Consider the following 18017-nt stretch of genomic DNA (forward strand, 5'->3'; position numbering starts at 1 on the left):
GATCCGACATACGCGGCCCGGCCGGGTGATTTACGGCGCGTCCACGACCTCGTAGGCCGAGTAGCCGGCGGCCGACATCCGCTCGGCGAGCAGTCGCAGGCCGCTGCGCAGCCGCGATTTCGCCGTTCCCTCGGGCACGCCGAGCTCGACCGCCACCTGCCGGTAGGACAATCCGTAGTAGTAGGCCAGGGCGATCGCGTCCCGATACAAGACCGGGAGATCCCGTACGCACTCGCGCACGGCCTTGGCCTGAGCGGCGCCGACGACGTCGTCCTCCACGGTCGGCTCGACCGGAGCCTGACCGGCCAGGCGGGTCAGGTGCACGCGCTGGGCGGACTGGCGGCGCAGCAGGTCGATCGCCCGGCGCCGGGCCAGCATGCACAGCCAGGTGCGCAGCGAGCCGGTGTGCGGGTCGAAGCGCTCGGGATGCCGCCACAGCTCGACGAACGCCTCCTGCACCGCGTCCTCGGCCCAGCACGGGTCACCGGTGATCCGGGCGGCCAGTGCGTACGCCGAGGGCGCGTGCCGGTCGTAGGCCTCGGTCAGCGCGTCCTCGTCGGCGGCGACGAGCATGGCGCGGAGCCGCACGTCGTCGGCGTGGGACCGCACGTCACTCACACCCCAGGGTGGCGGCGACGGTGAGCAGGTCGAGGGCGGCGGCCCGGTCGCCGCTGACCGCGGCGACCGACGGGGTGACCGGCACCCGGCCGGCCATGAGCCGGCCGAACCGGTCGGCCGGCATCGACACCTCGGCGAGGCAGGGGGTGCCACCGGCCGCCGCCCGGGCCGAGAGCCCGACGACATGCTCGGCGCCGCCCGGCCCGCTGAGCGCGAGGCGAACGGTCCCGGCGCGTCCGCGGCCGGCGGCGTCGATCGCGCCGGGCAGCAGCGCCAGCCCGAATCCGAGGATGCGGGCCAGGTGACTCGGGGCGGGCGCGACCAGGGGCAGCGCGACCGCGGCGCGGATGTCGTCCTGGTGGATCCAGGTCTCGAAGGCCCGCTGGGTCAGCGCCTCGCGCAGCGGCCGCCGCGCCGGCACCTTCCCGGCCATCCGGACCGGCCGGGCGAGCACGTCGTCACCGCCCTGGGCGACCGTGCGCAGCAACAGGTCGGACTGGTCGCGCCAGAGGGCGCCCGCCTTTCGCCGGGGCGGCACGATCGTGCCGAGGTCGGCCAGCACGTTTCCGTCGTTCCCGGCGAGGTGCAGCACGAGGTCGCCGACCGAGCGACCGTCCACGGTGGGCGCGGACCACTGCGACGGGGAGAGGGAGTCGATCAGGGCACCGAAGGCGGCAACCTGGGAGACGTACGCCGAAGAAGCGGAACCGGACGACGGCGGCCGCACCGCGACAGCGGCCGCGAGGACCCGTGAGCGCAAGCCACTCGGCGGCGGCGCGACATGCGTCAGCGCCAGCCATCCGGCCGCTTGACGTGCCAGCTCGACGTGCACCGAGCACTCCTCACACGACGCTACATGTGCGCCCACTTCGGGCGCGGAGCCGAACGCGTAGGACTCCAGCAGGTCATCAGGGTGGTCCACGGTCACCCCCTTCCTGCGCCTGCCATCGACGGGCACCATACGCGCAAAGCGGCCATGAGCGCAGGACCGCATTCGTATTCCGGACAGATGGGCGGGACGGTCATCCGCTATGCCGTGGTGTGCGAACAGGGTTCATGCAGACGCGGAGAGCACCGTTGAGGTGGACTTTCGTCAATCACGATCCGGCGCTGGCGGCGGACCTGCTGCACGAGTACGTGGAGGGTTGGGTCCGGCACGACATCCCGGCGGTGCTGACCACATTGGCGGAGGACTGTGTGGTGGTCGAGGCGGATGGTCGTTCGCACCGCGGCCGGGATCGGGTGGAGTGGTGGATGAAGCGGTGGTTTGCTACCGGGGGGCGGGTTGAGGGGTGGCAGATCACTTCGAGCGCGTCGACCGGGGAGTTGCTGGTCGCTGAGTGGCAGCGGGTTTGCAGTTCGCAGGGCGGCGGGGCCATGTCGGTGGTGGGCGCCACTATCGCGCGGCCGGTCGCCGGGCGGATCGGGCATCTGCGGGAGTATGTGACGGCTCGGTTTTAGGCCTTTCGCGCCAGATCAAAGCCCGCGCTGGAGGAGGCGGCGGATGCCGTCGAGGATCAGGGCTAGGCCGAAGTCGAAACGGCGGGCGGCTTCGTCGGTTGGCGACTTTTCCTCCAGGGCGTGGCCGATCACGTAGTTGATCAGCGCCTGGATCGTCCACGTTGCGGTGTCGGAGGGCAGGCCGGCCTCTCGGAGGATCTCGGCGCCGGTTTGGGCGGGGGGTTCGAGGGCTGCCGTCTCGGTTACCAGGCGGGCGCCGTCGCGCAGGCTCAGCAGGGAGCGGCGCAGGCGGTGGGCGAAGGTGATCAGTCGCTGGTCCCACGGGCCGGCGGGGGGCGCGTCGGCCACGCCGGCCAGCAGGTCGTCGGCTATCGCGGCCAGCAGGGCCGGACGGGTAGGGAACAGCCGGTCCCCTTGGTTTGGCTGCAGCGCGTCCAGGCCCTCGGCGTCGATTGTCTCGCGGGCCACGCGCAGCACATCGGCGCGACGGAGCTGCACCGGCGGCCTCTTTCAAGGAAAGGGGACAAGGACGGTGCGATCCTCCCACATCGCCCGCGCGGGGAAATTTGACGGCGCATGACGGGCATGCGAATTTGATCAAATGAAGACGTTCGCCGAGGCAACCGCGGTCATCGAGCGCGACGGATCGTTCGTGGCCGAGCTCGACCCGCAGTGGGCGGTCGGCGACAAGCTGCACGGTGGGTACCTGATGGCGGTGCTGGGACGGGCGGTCTCGGTGGCGGCGGGGCACGAGCACCCGGTTGCGATCACCACGTCGTTCCTGCGGCCGCCGACGCCCGGCGAGGCGACCGTCGACGTGGTGACATTGCGCGAGGGGCGCACGACGTCGCAGTACCGGGCGACGCTCGCCCAGGACGGGCAGGTGTGCGCGGAGGCGCTGGTCACCCAGGGCGGGCTCGATGACGCCGAGCCGTGGTGGAGCGCGGCGCCGCCGCCGGAGCTGCCGCCCGAGGAGGAGTGCGTGCGGCTGCCCTCCGTCGCGCCGGGTGCGCCTTTCGTCGTACCGCTGCTTGATGTTGTGGAACATCGACTGGATCCGTCGGTGCTCGGGTTCGCCGTGGGGCAGCCGTCGAAGGCGGGGCGGACCGGGGCGTGGCTGCGGCTCGCGGACGGTGCGGACTGGGATCCGCTGAGCCTGCTGGTGGCGCTCGACCTGGCGCCACCGATCTCACTGACGCTGGGCGTGACCGGGTGGGCGCCGACGATCACGTTCACCGCGTACCTGCGCCGGCTGCCGGCGCCGGGGCCACTGCGCGTCACGATGCGGGCCGCGGAAATCACCTCCGGGCGGATGGACGAGACGGCGCTGGCCTGGGACACGAAGGGCAACCTGGTCGCACAGGCGACCCAGCTCGCCGCGATTCGTCACTGACGGTCTATTCCCGGCGCCCGGGCGGGGTCGTACCATGCCCCGGTGCGAAAACGACCGGCCGTTGCCGTTGCACTGATGCTTGGTCTCGGGACGCTCGGCGCGTGCCACTCGGGTGGTCACGACGACCCGGCCGCGGCCGCGCCCCTCATTTCCAGCCCTTCCGACAGTTCCGATTTGTCGGGCGGGGCGTCGGCCGGGCCCTCGGTCTCGGCCTCCGCCTCCGCGTCGGCCAAGCCGACGCCATCGAAGTCGGTCGCGCCCAAGACGCTTCCCAAACCCGGCAATTCGTCCGGTCACGCTGCGATTCCCGCCGCCGCGCGTGCGGTCGACACCAGCCATCCCACGCGTACGGTGGGAAACGGCACCGCCGCCAGCTGCACCTCCGCGGCGGTGGTCAAGGCCGTCGCCGCCGGTGGCATCATCGCGTTCAACTGCGGCCCCGTCCCCGTCACGATCACGATGACGGCCACGGCCAAGGTCCACAACAGCACCAAGCCCACCGTGCTCGACGGCGGCGGCCGGGTGACGCTCAGCGGGGGCGGCAAGCGCCGCATCATCTACATGAACGGGTGCGACAAGAGCCTCGGCCCGTCGACCTCCCGCTGTGTCGACCAGGACTGGCCCAGCCTGACGATCCAGAACATGGCCTTCACCCGCGGCAACAGCATCGGCCAGCACAACGACGACGTCTACCCGGGCGGCGGCGGCGCGATCTTCGCCCGCGGCGGCCACATCAAGGTGATCAACTCACGCTTCACCGGCAACCGTTGCGACAGTACGGGCCCGGACCTCGGCGGCGCGGCCATGCGCGTGCTCGAGCAGGGCGGCGACGACCCGGTGTACATCGTGGGCAGCACGTTCAGCGGCGGCACCTGCTCGAACGGCTCGGCGCTGAGCAGCATCCAGGTCTCGTGGACGGTCCTCAACAGCCTCTTCACCGGCAACAACGCCATCGGCAACGGCGCCAACCCGGCCCGGGCCGGCACCCCCGGCGGCGGCAGCGGCGGCGCCATCTACCTCGACGGCGACAACTTCAAGCTGGTCCTCGACGGCACCGTCATCGAGAAGAACCACGCCAAGGAGGGCGGCGGCGCCATCTTCTTCGTCAGCAACGACCGCACCGGCACGCTCACCATCAAGAACTCCACCCTGCGCAAGAACCCGAACGACGGCTTCGACACCTTCCCCGGCGTCTTCTACCTCGGCAAGGGCAACCCGGTCATCAGCAACTCCAAAGTGAGCTGACCGCCGCGATGTAGTCGGCGGTGATCTCCTCGCCGGTCACCAGGGCTCGGTAGTAGAGCGGGCCGACCAGGCGGTCGACCAGGATGTCCAGGTCGGTGCCGGCGGGCAGGTCGCCGCGGGCCACGGCGCGCTCCAGCGGCAGTCGATCGCGGGCGCGCTGGGCGGTCAGGTGCTCGGCACGCAGGCGCGTGGCCAGGCGGGGGTCGTGCAGGCTCTCGGCGGTCAGCGCGCGGAACACGGCCCCGGCGTCCGACTCGGTCAGGAAGCGGGCGACGGCCGTAAGGTGGGCCCGCACGTCGGCGGCGAGGTCGCCGGTGTCGGGCGGGGCCAGTTCCTCGGCGGCGTCGGTGAGGAACGCATCGAGCAGGATGTCGGTCTTCGACGGCCACCAGCGGTAGATCGTCTGCTTCGCGACGCCGGCCTTCTGCGCGATCGCCTCCACGGTCAGGCGCGCGAAGCCGTGCTCGACGAGCAGGTCGTCGGCGGCCTGAAGCACGGCGAGACGCGCTTCCTCGCTGCGGCCGTGCCGGTTTCCTCGGTGCATGTCTCGGTATTTCCTTGAGTAGACGCTACGTTGCGTCTAGCCTAGCCGTCATGACGACTTTGCGCACCCCGCCGCTGTGGGACGTCCTCGAGCGGCTGCACGCGGCGGCCGACAACGACAGCGAGCTGGAGCTCGGGCCGCTGCCCGCCGGCGCGAGCTCCGCCGAGCGGGCCGACCACCTGGCTCAGGTCTACATGCCGGTGTCGGCCGAGGGCGGTGGGCTGCTGTACTCGCTGGTGCGGGCGGCGCGGCCGCAGATCGTGGTGGAGTTCGGGACGTCGTACGGGATCTCCACGCTCTATCTCGCCGCGGGCGTGCGCGACAACGAGGCCGGGCGGGTGGTCACGACCGAGCTCAGCGAGACCAAGGTGGCCGCCGCCCGGTGGAACCTCGCCGAGGCCGGCGTCGGCGACCTGGTCGAGGTGCTGCCCGGCGACGCGCTCGAGACGCTGGCCACGATCGACGGCCCGATCGGCCTGGTGCTGCTCGACGGCTGGAAGAACCTCTACCTGCCCGTGCTGCACCTGCTCGAGCCGCGCCTCACCCCAGGCGCGCTGGTGATCGCCGACGACTCGTCCTTCGACAGCGTGCAGCCGTACCTCGCCTACGTCCGCGACCCGGCCAACGGCTACGTGAGCACCGCGTTCCCGGTCGAGGACGGCATGGAGATCAGCTGCCGCGCTTGAACCAACCAACTCGGCGGGCGCTCGCCGGCTGTGAGCCGCGTCTCGGTCACACTTTCGGGTGGCGGCGAGAACGCCGCCGAGCCAGTCAGGACGCGATCACGCTGCGGTGCCAAGCGCGGAAGAGCGGGCTCACGGCCGACCCGCGCGAAAGGTACCTATCGAACGTTTCACCAAGAGTCGACCATGTTTTTGTTGTCGACGACAGCAATAGGGACATAGGTGAACAACATTCATGCCCATCGGTGATTGGCGGTCGAATTGATCAAACTTGTTTGACCGCCCGTGATCGCTAGTATCACTGCGCGCGCAATTCGTCGGCGCTCACGGAGTAACGCTCGACTTCGGAGATTTCAGTGGCAGGACGGCGCCGCGTAGTAGCCATCGGCGTGGATGGCCCCGGCATCGGCTCCTCGGTGCCGGACCTGCGGTACGCGCAGCGTGACGCGCAGGCCGTGCGGGACGTGCTCTGCGACCCTGAGATCGGCACCTTCGATCCCAGCGACGCCCACCTCTTCCTAGGGCTGGAAGCAGACGCCACCGAAATCAAGGAGACCCTCCGCGGTCTCGCGATCGACTCCAGCCCGTCCGACCTATTGCTTTTCTATTTCGCCGGCCACACGGTGGCGCCGGCCTGGAGTCGCGGCACCGACGTTTACCTGGTTACTCCGGACCTCGATGTGTCCAGCCTGTCCCGTAAGCCTGAAGCGGGATTGCGGATGACTTTCCTGGTTCACGACGTACTTCCGCATTTTGCCGGGACAGCCCTGTCGATCCTCGACTGCTGCCGGGCCGGGAGCCTCGCCGGCGACGGTGGCGTCGACTTGATCAGTTTCGCCGGGCGGGACGACTCCCGGCACTCGATGCTCGCCGCGTGCGCCCGGGACGAGTTCGCCCTCGAGGATCCCGCCAACCAGCACGGGCTGCTGACCCACCAGGTACTCCGAGCGCTTCGGGGACAGGCCCTCGACGAGCGCGGCATGGTGACGTTCGAGTCGATGGCCAACTACGTCGCGGCTCAGGGCCTCAACCCGCAGCCGAATGTGGTGCTGCGTTCACGGGGCACTACGGCGCTCACTCGCCCGGACACCCCCCTCGGCGCCAAGGCACGCCCAACGCCGCCTCCGGCCGAGGGCGCCGCCAAGGTGCGGGCGCTCGAATCCCCCCTGGACCGGCAGGCGCCCGGCGTGCGGAGCCTCATCGACCGCCTGGCGCGGATGGCTCGGGAACGATCGTCCATAACTGGGGCACATGCCGCGGAGAGCACGAGCACCACCACGTCTCGGGTCGAGTACCTCAGGTCGGCCGTCGAGGCCGACGCTGTGGCCTATCTCAGCCGCTCGGGCGGCGACTTCATCGCGATGGACCTCACCGCCCGGTTCGACCTGGAAAGCGTGCGCCACCTCATCCACCTCCCGGGCGATGACCCCGCCCTCGGGTTCGGTCACGTTGCCGAGGACGCCACACGGAAGCTCTGGTGTGCTCCGCTGAACCGCGATGGCAACACCTTCCTCGCCGTCGTCAATCCGCCCGATTCGCTGCTGGAGCTCGAACAGGCGGGCGCGAAGGTGCTCGAAACCGTCTGGCGAGCCGACTTCGCGGCCTTTCCGGAGGAGGCCGAGATACAGGTACTGACCGCGCTGCGGGCGGCTTTCGGCCGTCTTCCCGGCGAACTGTTCGAGCGGTGCCTCGATCTCTATCGACGGGTGCTGGCGTCTTACCACATCGTCTTCCAGCCGGTGGTCAAGATCAGCAGGAACCCCGCCCTGGTCGGCGTCCACAGCTACGAGGCTCTGGCCCGGCGCGCGATCGAGGACCAGAGCGCTCCGTTCGCGATGCTCGAGGTGGCCCACACCTGGGGAGATCACTTTGTGATCGAGCGCGACAAGATCATCGTTCGGACAGCGCTGTCGAGCTACGCCGCGGCGCACGCCGCCGGTCCATGGGACGAGCCGAAGCCGATATCAGTGAACGTCTCGGTGCGCTCGCTGCTGTGCGACTCCTACGTCGACACGCTGCGCGAGACCATCGCCGAGGTGCACCTCGACGCCGACCTGATCACGCTGGAGATCGCCGAGCGGGACGCGATCGAGCCATGGCCCGGCGAGCAGTGGCGGGAGGCGCCGCACACCTATTTCCACAACCGGCTGGCCAAGATCGTTCAGGATGTCGGCGTGCATTTCGCCGTGGACGATTTCGGAGTCGGCTACGCCTCCATCTCGCGGGCCGCCGAACTGCCGCTGACCCAGATCAAGGTCGATCGCGGGATCCTTCACCACCGGCTGGCGCTGCGAGAGCTCGACCTTGTCGTGGAGCTGACCCGCGACCCGGTCGTGCTGGGCGTGACATCGAGGCGGAGGGAGTTGATCGTCGAAGGCGTCGACGACGAGTCACCGCTCACCCTGAGGCAACTTCACGAGCGCGGCATTCGATACATCCAGGGCTTCATCACCGGCGAACGGGGCGCGCCGGATCTTCGCCCCTTGAACCCCGAGGTCCGTGAGGACATCGCGGCACGCGTGAGGGGCAACGATGAGAACCGTCAGGCTCGACTTACCCACCGAGATCGTCCAGGAGACGGCGTTCCCCTACGAAGGGGTGCGTGACCTCGCGGGCATCGTGGTCGCCATCGAGGGCATCAATTTCACCGCGAGCGTGGTCACCTTGGCCACTCTGAAGCAGTACGCGCCCGCCCTCGTCGAGGCCATCCGCCGCTGGCGCCTGGGCCAGGACACAAGGCCGATGGTGCTGACCGTCAAGGGCGACGGCATCAACCTCACCATCGAGCTGCCGCCCAACGTCAGCACCCGGCAACTGCTCCAACAACTCGCCCCACTTCTGGAGAGCGACGAAACGGGCACGGCCGCGTAAGGCAATTGCCGCCCGATCCAGGAATGTTGGCCGAGATCTCTATCTGCCGCGCCTGCTGAGGATCGCGAGCAGGGCGGCGTGGGTTTGCTCGTCGGCGGCCGCCAGCAGGCCGGCGCCCTCTTCCTGCCACGGCTGGCCGCGCAGGCCGGTCACCACGCAGCCGGCCGCCTCGCACAGGGCGATGCCGGCCGCGAAATGGACGCTGTCGCGCAGGTCGCCGTAGGTGACGTAGGCGGCGCGCCGGCCGGCGGCCACCCAGGCCACGGCGAGGGTCGTCGAGACCACCCGCGGGCGGAACCGGGCCGCGAAGTCCGGGTCGGCCAGTACTGCGAGCGGGCCGTCGGCCGGGTACGGCGGGTCGATGTTGACGTCGACCAGAGCCGAAACGGCCGACGGGGTCAGCGGCTCGTCGACGCCGTCGCGGCGCACACGGGCCCGTACACCGTCGGTCCAGTACACCTCGCCGGCGAAGGGATCGGCCGAGGCCGAGGCCAGGGTCGACGAGCCGGAGCGCAGGGCGACGTTGACCGCGACCAGCATCGTGCGGGCGGCGAAGTTCAGCGTTCCGCACAGCGGGTCCACCAGCCAGAGCCGGTCGGAGCCGCCCGCGCCGGAGCGACCGCTCTCCTCCCCCACCACCTCGTCCCCGGGGCGTTCGCGGCGGAGCACGTCGAGGATGGCGTTCTCCGCCTCGATGTCGGCGGCGGTGGCGAAGTCGCCGGCGCCCTTGTCGAATCGGTCCAGCGGGGCGCCGAACGCCCGGCGGACCACGGCGGCGCCCGCCTCGGCGGCGGCGATGGCCAGGTCGGGATCATCAATGGGCACGGTGCCAGTAAACGCTTTATGCGGGCTCCGCGCCCTGGCAGTGGCGCCAGCGCCAGCGGCCGTCGGCGAGTTCCACCATGCCGGCGAGGCGGTAGGGGAACTCCTCCTGCTCGCCGGCGTCGGCGGTGAGCACGCCGTCGGCCTCGGCGAAGACGTACGCGTGGGCGCCGTAGCGGTGCACGGTCGCGGTGGTGATTTTCCACGCGTACGCCTCGTCGCGGAGGAAGATGCGGCCGAGCAGCGCGGTCAGCGCGTCGCGGCCGGTCGCGGTCTCGCCCTGCTCGGAGCCGGCGTAGCCGATGTCGTCGCCGGGGACGAAGCAGGCCAGGGCCGCGCCGAGGTCGCGGGCGGCGAAGGCGTCGCTGAGGTCGATGACGGCATCCAAGGGTTCGCTCATGCGGCGACCGGCTCTTCCTGATCGATGGGTGACGGCGCGGCCCGGACGAAACGCTCCGCGAGGACGAGACGAGGCACGGACGGGTCGTACGCGTGCCGCGCCCGGTAGTAGGCCGCCCGCTCCGGCCCGCGCATCCCGGGCAGGAACAGGAAGCCGAACGTGACCGCCGCCCCGAGCAGGCCGGCCCCGAGCAGCGTCTCCCGCACCCCGATCCAGGAGGAGACCGGCGCGGCCAGCGCGTACGACAGCGGCAGCAGCGCCGTCGACACGAACCAGTCGACGCTGGAGACCCGCCCGAGCATCCCGGCCGGCACGAAGCGCTGCTTGACCGTGGCCCAGGCGATCGTCCCGGCCGCCTCGAGGCCGTTCACCAGCACACACGCGATGGCCAGCTGCCAGGTCGCGGTGGCCGCTCCGTACCCGGCGACGGCCAGCGTGGCCACCGCCCAGGTCCCGTACATGTAGGTGATGAATTTGCGCGGGATGCCCAGCCAGCCCACCGTGAGCGCGGCGGCGATCGCGCCGAGGCCGCCCGAGGTGAGAATCAGGCTGAGGGCGGTGGCGCTGCCCGCGAGCTCGGTCTTCACCACGTACGGCAGCAGCACCTCGGTGGGGCCGACGAACAGCAGGTAGGTGAAGGTGGCCGAGAGGAACGTCCCCCACAGCCAGACGTGCCGGCGGACGTAGCCGATGCCCTCCCGCATCTCCTGCCAGAGCGACTCGGGCTCGTCGCCGGAGAAGGAGTCGGCCGAGACAACGCGGCGCATCGCCAGCAGGCAGGCGACCGAGACCGCGAACGTGACGGCGTCCGCCGCCAGCGCCCACCCCGCCCCGGCCACCGCGATGGCCGCGCCGCCCAGCATCGGGCCGAAGATCTGCAGGCAGGCCGGGCGGACGAACTGGTCGAGCGCGTTGGCGGCGACCAGGTCGTCCTCCGGCACCAGCCGCGGGACGAGCGCGTCGAAGGCCGGACCGAAGAACCCGGCCGCCGCCCCGTAGATCGCGACCAGGCCGAGCAGCGTCCACAGCGACGTCAGCGTCCCGGTTATCGCGAGCAACGCCACGCCCGCCATGACCGCGCCCCGCACCAGGTCGGAGGCGAGCATGACCCGGCGCGGCTCGAAACGGTCGCTGACCACGCCGCCGAACAGCAGCGTGACAACCTGCGGGAGGCTGAGCGCGACGCCCACGGCGGACATCGCGCTCGGCAGCCCGAACTGGTCGTACACGTACCAGGCGAGGGCGACGAGCAGCATCCCGTCGCCGATCAGCGAGGCGCTCATGCCGGTCCACAGCAGCCGGAACTGCCGATGGCGCAACGGTGCGAGCGGACCGGCCGCGCGCATCAGCGGCGAAGCTTCCCGGCCTCGGCGAGCTCGGTGATGACCGCGTTGAGCTGGTCGAGCTCGTCGTCCGCGTTGGCCGCGGTGATCTGCGCCCGGAAACCGACCTGGTCGCGCGGCACCAGCGGGTACGCCGCCAGCGTCACGTAGATCCCGCGCTCCCAGAGCAGCTTGCCGACCTCGTCGATATCCTCGCCGGCCGCCAGCGGCAGCTCGATCACCGGGGTGTCGCCGGTGTTCGGCGTGAACACGCCGAGGCCGCGCACGTGGTCGAGAACCTTCATGGTCTTGCGGTACAGGTCGGCGCGGATCGCGTCGCCGCGCTTCTCGTTGACGTCGAAGCCGGCCAGCACGGTGGCCAGCGACGCGGTCGGGGCCGGGCCGGAGTACAGGTACGGCGGCGCCGCGACCTTGAGGTGGTTCTTCAGCCACGTGGGCAGGGCCAGGAAGGCCAGCAGCGACGAGTACGACTTGGAGAAGCCGCCGACGAGCACGATGTTGTCGTACGACTCGCCGCAGTACTTGACGATCGCGTTGCCCTTGAGGCCGTACGGCGTCGTCTCCTCGAAAGCCCGCTCGCCGATCACGCCGAATCCATGCGCGTCGTCCACGTAGAGCAGCGCGCCGAACTCGCGGCAGACCGCGGCGAACGAGCGCAGGTCGGGCGCGTTGCCGGTCATGCTGTTGACGCCGTCCATGGCGACCACCTTGGGCACGCCGGCCGGGGCCGCGCGCAGCAGCTCGCGCAGGTGCTCGTGGTCGTTGGCGCGGAACCGCTGGACGGTCGCGCCGAGCCCGCGGGCGTACATGCTGCCGTCGTAGATGGTCTTGTGGGCCTGCGAATCGAGGAAGATGTGCCCCTTGCCGGCCAGGATCGGCAGCACCGACATGTGGATGTGCGTGATGGTCGGCAGCACCAGCGTGTCGGGCGCGTCGAGCAGCGCGGTCAGCCGCTCCTCGATCTGCGGGTAGAGCGCGGGGTTGCCGAGCAGCCGCGACCAGCTGGGGTGGGTCCCCCACCGGCGCACCTCGGGCTCGATGGCCGCCATGATCTCCGGCTCGAGGTCGAAGCCGAGGTAGTTGCAGGACGCGAAGTCGGCCAGCCAGTGGTCGCCGACCCGGATGCGCCGCCCCTTGATCTCCTCGATCGTGGCGTCGTACATCGGATTGCCGCTGCGCAGCCGCTCGAGGTCGGCCCAGCGGCCTTCGCGCTGGACGTACTCGAGGCCGGTGAGGGGCGCGAGGGTCATGAAAGTCCTTCCAATCAACGGGGGGTGGTGGTGCCGGCGAGCAACTGGTGGATCTCATCGGCCGTGACCGGCTTCGAGAAGAGGTATCCCTGGCCGTACGGGCAGCCCATGCCGACCAGCGCCTGGCGGTGCCCGTCGAGCTCGATGCCCTCGGCCACGACCGCGAGTTCGAGCGTGCGGGCGAGGCTGACGATGGTCTCGACCAGCGCCATCTGCTGGGTGCTGTGCAGGATGTCGTCGATGAACGACTTGTCGATCTTGAGGACGTCGACCGGCATCTGGCTCAGGTAGCTGAGCGACGAGTAACCGGTGCCGAAGTCGTCGATGGCGATCCGGATGCCCATCCCGCGCAGTTCGCGCAGGTCGGCCCAGACCTGGTCGGCGTCGTGCAGCACGAGGCTCTCGGTGATCTCCAGCAGCAGCCACTCCGGGCGGGCGCCGGTCTCGGCGAGCACCTCGCGCACCTGGTCGACGAAACCGGGCGTACGGAACTGCCGGGCCGAGACGTTCACGCTCATGTACCGAAGCGAGGCCCCGGCCGGCGAGGAATGCCAGTTGACGAAGGTGCGCAGCGCCTCGCGCAGCACCCACCCGCCGATCGCGACCACCGAGCCGTTCTCCTCGGAGAGCTCGATGAACTCGTTCGGGCCGAGCAGGCCGCGCGCCGGGTGCTGCCAGCGCACCAGCGCCTCGAGCCCGACGACCTCGCCGGTGGGCAGATCGACGATCGGCTGGTAGCGCAGCCGCATCTGCTCGCCCGGCACCGCCTCGTTCAGCGCCGAGCGCATCTCGAGCCGGCGGATCATCTCCTGGTGCAGCTCGTCGCGGTACAGCCGCCAGGTGCGCTTGCCGTCGGTCTTGGCGACGTACATCGCGACGTCGGCCCGGCGCAGCAGCTCGGTGATCCCGGCCGCGTCGCCGCTGGTGGCGACGCCGACGCTGGCGGCGCCGCTGACCAGGTGCAGGCCGCCGGTGCCGTCGCTGACCTCGATCGGGGTGGAGAGCGCGTGCACGATGCCCTGTGCCACCCGCTCGACCTCGTCCGGCTCGGTGATGTGCTCGATGAGCACCGCGAACTCGTCGCCACCGGTGCGGGCGGCCATGTTCATCGGCCCGGCCACCTCGGCGATCCGCTTGCCCACGGCGATCAGCAGCTGGTCGCCGGCGCCGTGCCCGAGCGTGTCGTTGACCTCCTTGAAGTCGTCGAGGTCGACGAAGAGGACGCCCACGAGACTGCGGGTGGCCTCGGCGCTGAGCGCGGCCTGCTCGAGCCGGTTCTGGAACCGCAGCCGGTTCGCGAGCCCGGTCAGCGAGTCGTGGTACGCCTGGTGGGCGAGGTCGCTCTCGAGGCGGCGCCGCTCGGTGACGTCCCGGATGGTGACGACGAGGCCGCCGACGGCCGGGTCCGCGCGCAGGTCGCGGCAGGTGACCTCGACCTGGAGCAGCAGGTCCTCGCCGGAGATCGCGGTGAGGTCGACGCTGTCCCGCGAGCCGTGACCGCTGGTCGCCTGCTCGAGCAGTGCCCGGAGCTCGGCGTGGTCGGTGCCGGCGAACAGCCGGATCAGCTGGGTGCCGACCAGGTCGGTACGGCCGAAGACCGGCAGGGTGGACGGGCTCGCGTACCGGATCAGCTCGTCGTCGCCGACGATCAGGATCACGTCGGAGGCGCTCTGGATCAGGGCGCGGAAGTAGTCCTCGCTGCTGCGCCGGTTGATCTCGGCGGTCAGCGTGATCCGCTCGACGGCCATCGTGCCCTGCGCCATCAGCGCCTCGAACGAGGCCTGCAGCGCGCTCAGCACGGAGTCGTCGGCGGCCAGGTAGGCGTGGTTCCGGTTGGGCGTGCCGCCGCTGATCGAGGCCGACATCGCCTCGCCGAACAGCGCGGACTCGAAGTCGCCCATCTCGGCCGCGATCGAGGGCGGCAGGTCGGCGACCGCCACCCAGCCGGTGCGCAGCACGCCGGTCGGCTCGCCGGGCTCGGCATCGGCGCGGAAGTACAGGAACCGGTAGTCCTCGCCCTCCGGCACGATCGCGGCGACGGCCTGGCTGACGGCCTCGCCGGCCTCCTCCTCGCTGTTGGCGGTGACCAGGTCGGCCGCCGACATGCGCAGGGTCCGCTCCCGGGCGGTGTTGTCCCGCTGGGCCTGGATCAGCCCGGCGACCCGGGCCATGACCAGCAGGAACATCAGGCCGGACGCGGTGGCGATCATGATGGCGTCCTCGACGCCGCCGGTGAGGTCCTCGACGATCAGCACGGCCGGGGCGATCAGCGCGGCGAGCACCATGACCGCGATCCGGCGACCGCCGGCCATGCTCTCGGTGGCGACGTCGCCGCCCGAGGTGAGCCGGCGCATCGACGGGTGCAGCGCGGCCAGCGCGACCGCCGTGTAGAAGAAGATCCAGCCGGAGTCGGTGGGCCCGCCCACCTCCCAGGTGCCCTCGAGCTGCCGCAGGCCGTAGATCACGTCGGTGGCCAGCAGCCCGGTGACGCCGGCGGCCAGCGTGGTCAGCGCGACCGGCTTGCGGAAGGCCGCCGTGACCAGGCGCAGCAGCATCGCCAGCGCGAGCACGTCGCCGAGCGGGTACGCGGCCGAGACCAGCTTCTCGAGCAGGCCCATGTTGTCGTCCCGCACGTACGGCGAGATCAGGAAGACCCACGAGAGCAGGCCGAGGCCCGCGGTCGGCACCAGCGCGTCGAGCAGCGCGGCGCGGTTGTCGGCGCCCGACCGGGCCCGGATGAACACCAGCAGCGCCACCGCGAGCATCGGGTAGACGAGCAGGTAGGGCACGTCGGCCACGGACGGGAAGGGGTTGTCCTGGCCGAGATAGTCGGTGAGCACGTTGTACGTGGTGTCGCCGGCGGTGAAGCTGACGAGCACCCCGGCGAGTAGGTACCACGGCAACCGTTTCGACGGGCGGTGCACGCGCACGCCCACGAGGACGGCGACGGCCGCGGAGAGGCCGATCGCCGCCCAGGAGTACATGCTGACCGCCGGGAACGCGTAGAAAACCGCGGTCAGGAAGACGATCCAGGCGGCAAAGCACGACTGCATGCGGGCCGGCGACATCCGTGCTCCGTTCTGCTGGCAGGGCCGTTGGTTGAGGCCCTCCGCATCGGCACGGCGCGACGGTCGGTTTACCCGCGGCCGGTAAGTTCGGCCGAACGGATGAGCCGGGGTCAGCTCATCCGGCCCAGCGCGTGCCGCATCCGCGAGAGGTCACGGCGACGCGACTCCAGGGTCGCGGCCACGAGCACCAGCAGCAGTCCGCCGGCGGCGAGCGGGATCCACCGCGGAATCAGCTCCCACACCAGCCCCAGCTCGTGCAGCGCGACCACGGCCACCGTCCCGCCACCGGCGACCACCGGCGCGCGCAGCCGGAACTTCGCACCGGCCAGCAGAATCGCCAGCGCCGCGATCCCCAGCAACAGCCGGCGCAACTGCTGTCCCTCGTCGTTCGTCAGCACCGTGATCAGGCTCGGAACCAACCCGATGATCAGTGCCGGGCCGTAGGCGGCCCAGCTCGGCGTCTGGGCACGCTTGGCGGCGAACGCTCCGGCCAGTGCCAGGCAACTTCCCAGGATTGTGTACGCCTCGAGCACCGATCCGGCGGGCCTGGTGAGCGCCACGGCCAGGCCGCCGGCCACCGCCACGGCGACGCCCAGCCCCCGGCCCGCCGCCGTCGGCCCGACTCGCCCGGCCACCGCGGCGGCGACGACGATCACGCCGAGCACGACGAGCGAGGCGGCTCCGGGCACCAGGTCCGTCTCCGCGACCAGCAGCGTCACGGCGAGCGGCGGCACCGCGGCCAGCGCCGCCGCTCCGGCCCGGGTGAACGCGACGATCAGCAGTCCGACGGCCGCGGCGACCGTGACGGCCCGCACCTGAGCGGGGTGCGCGAGGCCGAGCGCGGCCGCACCGGTCCAGGCGATCGCCGGCAGCGACAGCAGCGCCACGATCTTCCCGCCGTCGGCGAGCACTGGGTTCCCCCCGCGCACGGCCAGAGCCGCCCCGAGCAGGGCGAACGCGACCAGCACCCCGGCCGCCACCCCGGGCCGGCCGAAGCCCGCGGCGAGCGCGTGCGCGCCGAGCAGCACTACGGCGACGACCTGGCAGACGAAGGTGACCGCCGAGGCCGCCGCGACGGGAGCGGACGGTGAGGCGGCGGCCGGCAGCGCGGCCACCCGGGCGGCCGACGGGGCCAGGGCCGGGGCGGCCCGGCGCCCGGCCGGCGCCAGCGCGGCGACGAGCGCGACGAGCGCGACGAGATCGAGGATCGGCCCGTTCCACCACGGCAGGTGCAGTCCGGCCGGGAGCGCCAGCGCGACCGCCGAGGCGCCGGCGACCAGCGCCGCGGGCCGCGCGCGGGGCGGCAGCGCGAGGAACAGGGCCGCGGCGACCAGGGCGAGCGCGGCGGGCAGGCGCCACCCGGCGGAGGGCACGGCGGCCTGCCAGGCGGCGTGGAAGACCGGCCGCGCGGTGCGGAGCGTGTCGATTCCCGCGATGGCGGCGGGAAGCAGGGCGATCAGAGTGGCCCCGGCGGCGCAGACGTAGGCCAGGGGCACGAGGAGAGCGCGCCGGGCGGCGACCAGGTTCAGCGCCGCGATCGCGCCGAACGTCAGCGACCAGCCGGCCGGACCGGGGTCGGCCGGCCCGACCAGCAGCGGCAGCGCCGGCTGGACGACGAGCAGGGCGGCGACCCGCGGCCCGGTCAGCCCGGTGACCAGGGCGTACCCGGCCGCGATGACGACCGTGACGAGGCAGACCACGCCGGCGAAGCGGGCCGGGGAACCGTCGGCGACGCCGAAGAGGTTCACATACCACGCCGCGTACCCGTCGAGCAGGGTGAGCAGGAGGCCCACCGCGGCCATGGTCTCGGCGGTGGCGGTCAGACCGCGACGCAGCGCGAGCGGCGGCACGGCGAGCGCCACCAGCGTCACGACGCCGAGCAGCACGGCCCGGCCGGTGAGCCCGAACTGCGCCCACGCCACGGCCGTGAAGACGATCGCGGCCACGCCGAGCAGCAGCCCACCCAGCGTGAACAGGACGTTCTGGACGGCACGGGACGAGGTCTCCGGCGGCGGCGGCGCGCCGACTGCCAGGCGTACGCGTGCTGCTGCTTTGTGCCGGCGCTGCCACGCCTGGCTGATCCGGACCTCGAGATCGCTCACCGCCTTCCGGGCGGTGGCGAGCTCTCCGATGAGCACGCTGATCTCGGCGTCGGTCCGGATCACCTCGGCGGCGTCCGGGTCGGGACCGCGGCCACAGGACGGGCAGCCGGTCTCAAGATTGGCGGGTGCGCCACAGTACGGGCATGGATACGTCACGTGACCGATCCTCGTGGGACCGGCGGCCCGGCGACTGAGCACGAGTACTCAGCCTCGGGTG

The 18017-nt window shown here is 71.4% G+C and carries 16 protein-coding genes; 6 read left to right on the forward strand and 10 right to left on the reverse strand.

The genetic code is table 11. The annotated features are described in order from the left end of the window. Positions 1–30: 30 nt before the first annotated feature. Both A3CQ_RS51660 and A3CQ_RS0105875 read right to left on the reverse strand, forming a co-directional pair. Entirely contained in the window at positions 31–618 is a 588-nt protein-coding gene (locus A3CQ_RS51660; RefSeq protein WP_020509988.1) for an RNA polymerase sigma factor, read from the reverse strand. Further along, positions 611–1540: a maleylpyruvate isomerase N-terminal domain-containing protein gene (locus A3CQ_RS0105875; protein ID WP_157295351.1), complete on the reverse strand. Its 930-nt coding sequence runs from the start codon at positions 1538–1540 to the stop codon at positions 611–613. The genes A3CQ_RS51660 and A3CQ_RS0105875 overlap by 8 nt, the downstream gene beginning before the upstream one ends. Before the next feature lie 155 nt (positions 1541–1695). On the opposite strand from A3CQ_RS0105875, the gene A3CQ_RS0105880 reads away from it, so the two are divergent. Beyond that, complete coding sequence (locus A3CQ_RS0105880) at positions 1696–2079, forward strand: nuclear transport factor 2 family protein (RefSeq protein WP_026205366.1); 384 nt, start codon at positions 1696–1698, stop codon at positions 2077–2079. A 15-nt stretch (positions 2080–2094) separates the two neighbouring features. Here the strand turns inward: A3CQ_RS0105880 and A3CQ_RS57125 are convergent, their stop codons facing one another. After that, the gene (locus A3CQ_RS57125; RefSeq protein WP_020509991.1) at positions 2095–2577 is read right to left on the reverse strand and encodes a TetR/AcrR family transcriptional regulator C-terminal domain-containing protein; all 483 of its coding nucleotides are present in this window, start codon (positions 2575–2577) and stop codon (positions 2095–2097) included. Positions 2578–2680: 103 nt separating this feature from the next. Between A3CQ_RS57125 and A3CQ_RS0105890 the strand changes: the two genes are divergently transcribed. Next, positions 2681–3472 (forward strand): thioesterase family protein, encoded by a 792-nt coding sequence (locus A3CQ_RS0105890; RefSeq protein WP_020509992.1) that lies wholly within the window; start codon positions 2681–2683, stop codon positions 3470–3472. 42 nt (positions 3473–3514) lie between these two features. Next, complete coding sequence (locus A3CQ_RS0105895; protein ID WP_026205367.1) at positions 3515–4717, forward strand: hypothetical protein; 1203 nt, start codon at positions 3515–3517, stop codon at positions 4715–4717. Here the strand turns inward: A3CQ_RS0105895 and A3CQ_RS0105900 are convergent. Further along, on the reverse strand, positions 4695–5261 hold the full coding sequence (locus A3CQ_RS0105900) for a TetR/AcrR family transcriptional regulator (RefSeq protein ID WP_020509995.1): 567 nt from the start codon (positions 5259–5261) through the stop codon (positions 4695–4697). The genes A3CQ_RS0105895 and A3CQ_RS0105900 overlap by 23 nt on opposite strands. 50 nt (positions 5262–5311) lie before the next feature. Between A3CQ_RS0105900 and A3CQ_RS0105905 the strand changes: the two genes are divergently transcribed. From A3CQ_RS0105905 to A3CQ_RS0105915, 3 genes are all read left to right on the forward strand, one after another. Then, positions 5312–5947: an O-methyltransferase gene (locus tag A3CQ_RS0105905; RefSeq protein WP_040431351.1), complete on the forward strand. Its 636-nt coding sequence runs from the start codon at positions 5312–5314 to the stop codon at positions 5945–5947. Between the two features lie 353 nt (positions 5948–6300). Further along, entirely contained in the window at positions 6301–8550 is a 2250-nt protein-coding gene (locus tag A3CQ_RS51670) for an EAL domain-containing protein (protein ID WP_157295353.1), read from the forward strand. Continuing rightward, positions 8543–8815, forward strand: a complete 273-nt coding sequence (locus tag A3CQ_RS0105915) for a hypothetical protein (protein WP_020509998.1) — start codon at positions 8543–8545, stop codon at positions 8813–8815. The genes A3CQ_RS51670 and A3CQ_RS0105915 overlap by 8 nt, the downstream gene beginning before the upstream one ends. A gap of 39 nt (positions 8816–8854) precedes the next feature. Here the strand turns inward: A3CQ_RS0105915 and A3CQ_RS0105920 are convergent, their stop codons facing one another. The 6 genes from A3CQ_RS0105920 to A3CQ_RS0105945 all read right to left on the reverse strand — a co-directional run bounded on the left by A3CQ_RS0105920 (position 8855) and on the right by A3CQ_RS0105945 (position 17956). Further along, positions 8855–9640: an inositol monophosphatase family protein gene (locus A3CQ_RS0105920; protein ID WP_020509999.1), complete on the reverse strand. Its 786-nt coding sequence runs from the start codon at positions 9638–9640 to the stop codon at positions 8855–8857. Between the two features lie 16 nt (positions 9641–9656). Then, positions 9657–10037, reverse strand: coding sequence for a nuclear transport factor 2 family protein (locus A3CQ_RS0105925; RefSeq protein WP_020510000.1), 381 nt, complete (start codon positions 10035–10037; stop codon positions 9657–9659). After that, positions 10034–11383, reverse strand: a complete 1350-nt coding sequence (locus A3CQ_RS51675) for an MFS transporter (protein WP_020510001.1) — start codon at positions 11381–11383, stop codon at positions 10034–10036. Before A3CQ_RS51675 ends, A3CQ_RS0105925 begins: the two co-directional genes overlap by 4 nt. Continuing rightward, positions 11383–12630: an aminotransferase class I/II-fold pyridoxal phosphate-dependent enzyme gene (locus A3CQ_RS0105935; RefSeq protein WP_020510002.1), complete on the reverse strand. Its 1248-nt coding sequence runs from the start codon at positions 12628–12630 to the stop codon at positions 11383–11385. Before A3CQ_RS0105935 ends, A3CQ_RS51675 begins: the two co-directional genes overlap by 1 nt. 14 nt (positions 12631–12644) lie before the next feature. Beyond that, entirely contained in the window at positions 12645–15698 is a 3054-nt protein-coding gene (locus tag A3CQ_RS0105940; RefSeq protein WP_020510003.1) for a putative bifunctional diguanylate cyclase/phosphodiesterase, read from the reverse strand. 110 nt (positions 15699–15808) lie between these two features. Then, entirely contained in the window at positions 15809–17956 is a 2148-nt protein-coding gene (locus A3CQ_RS0105945) for an SCO7613 C-terminal domain-containing membrane protein (protein WP_245577007.1), read from the reverse strand. Positions 17957–18017 lie beyond the last annotated feature (61 nt).

Origin of the sequence: Paractinoplanes globisporus DSM 43857 (genome assembly GCF_000379645.1) — a bacterium.
In the GTDB taxonomy this organism is placed as follows: Bacteria; Actinomycetota; Actinomycetes; order Mycobacteriales; family Micromonosporaceae; genus Actinoplanes; species Actinoplanes globisporus.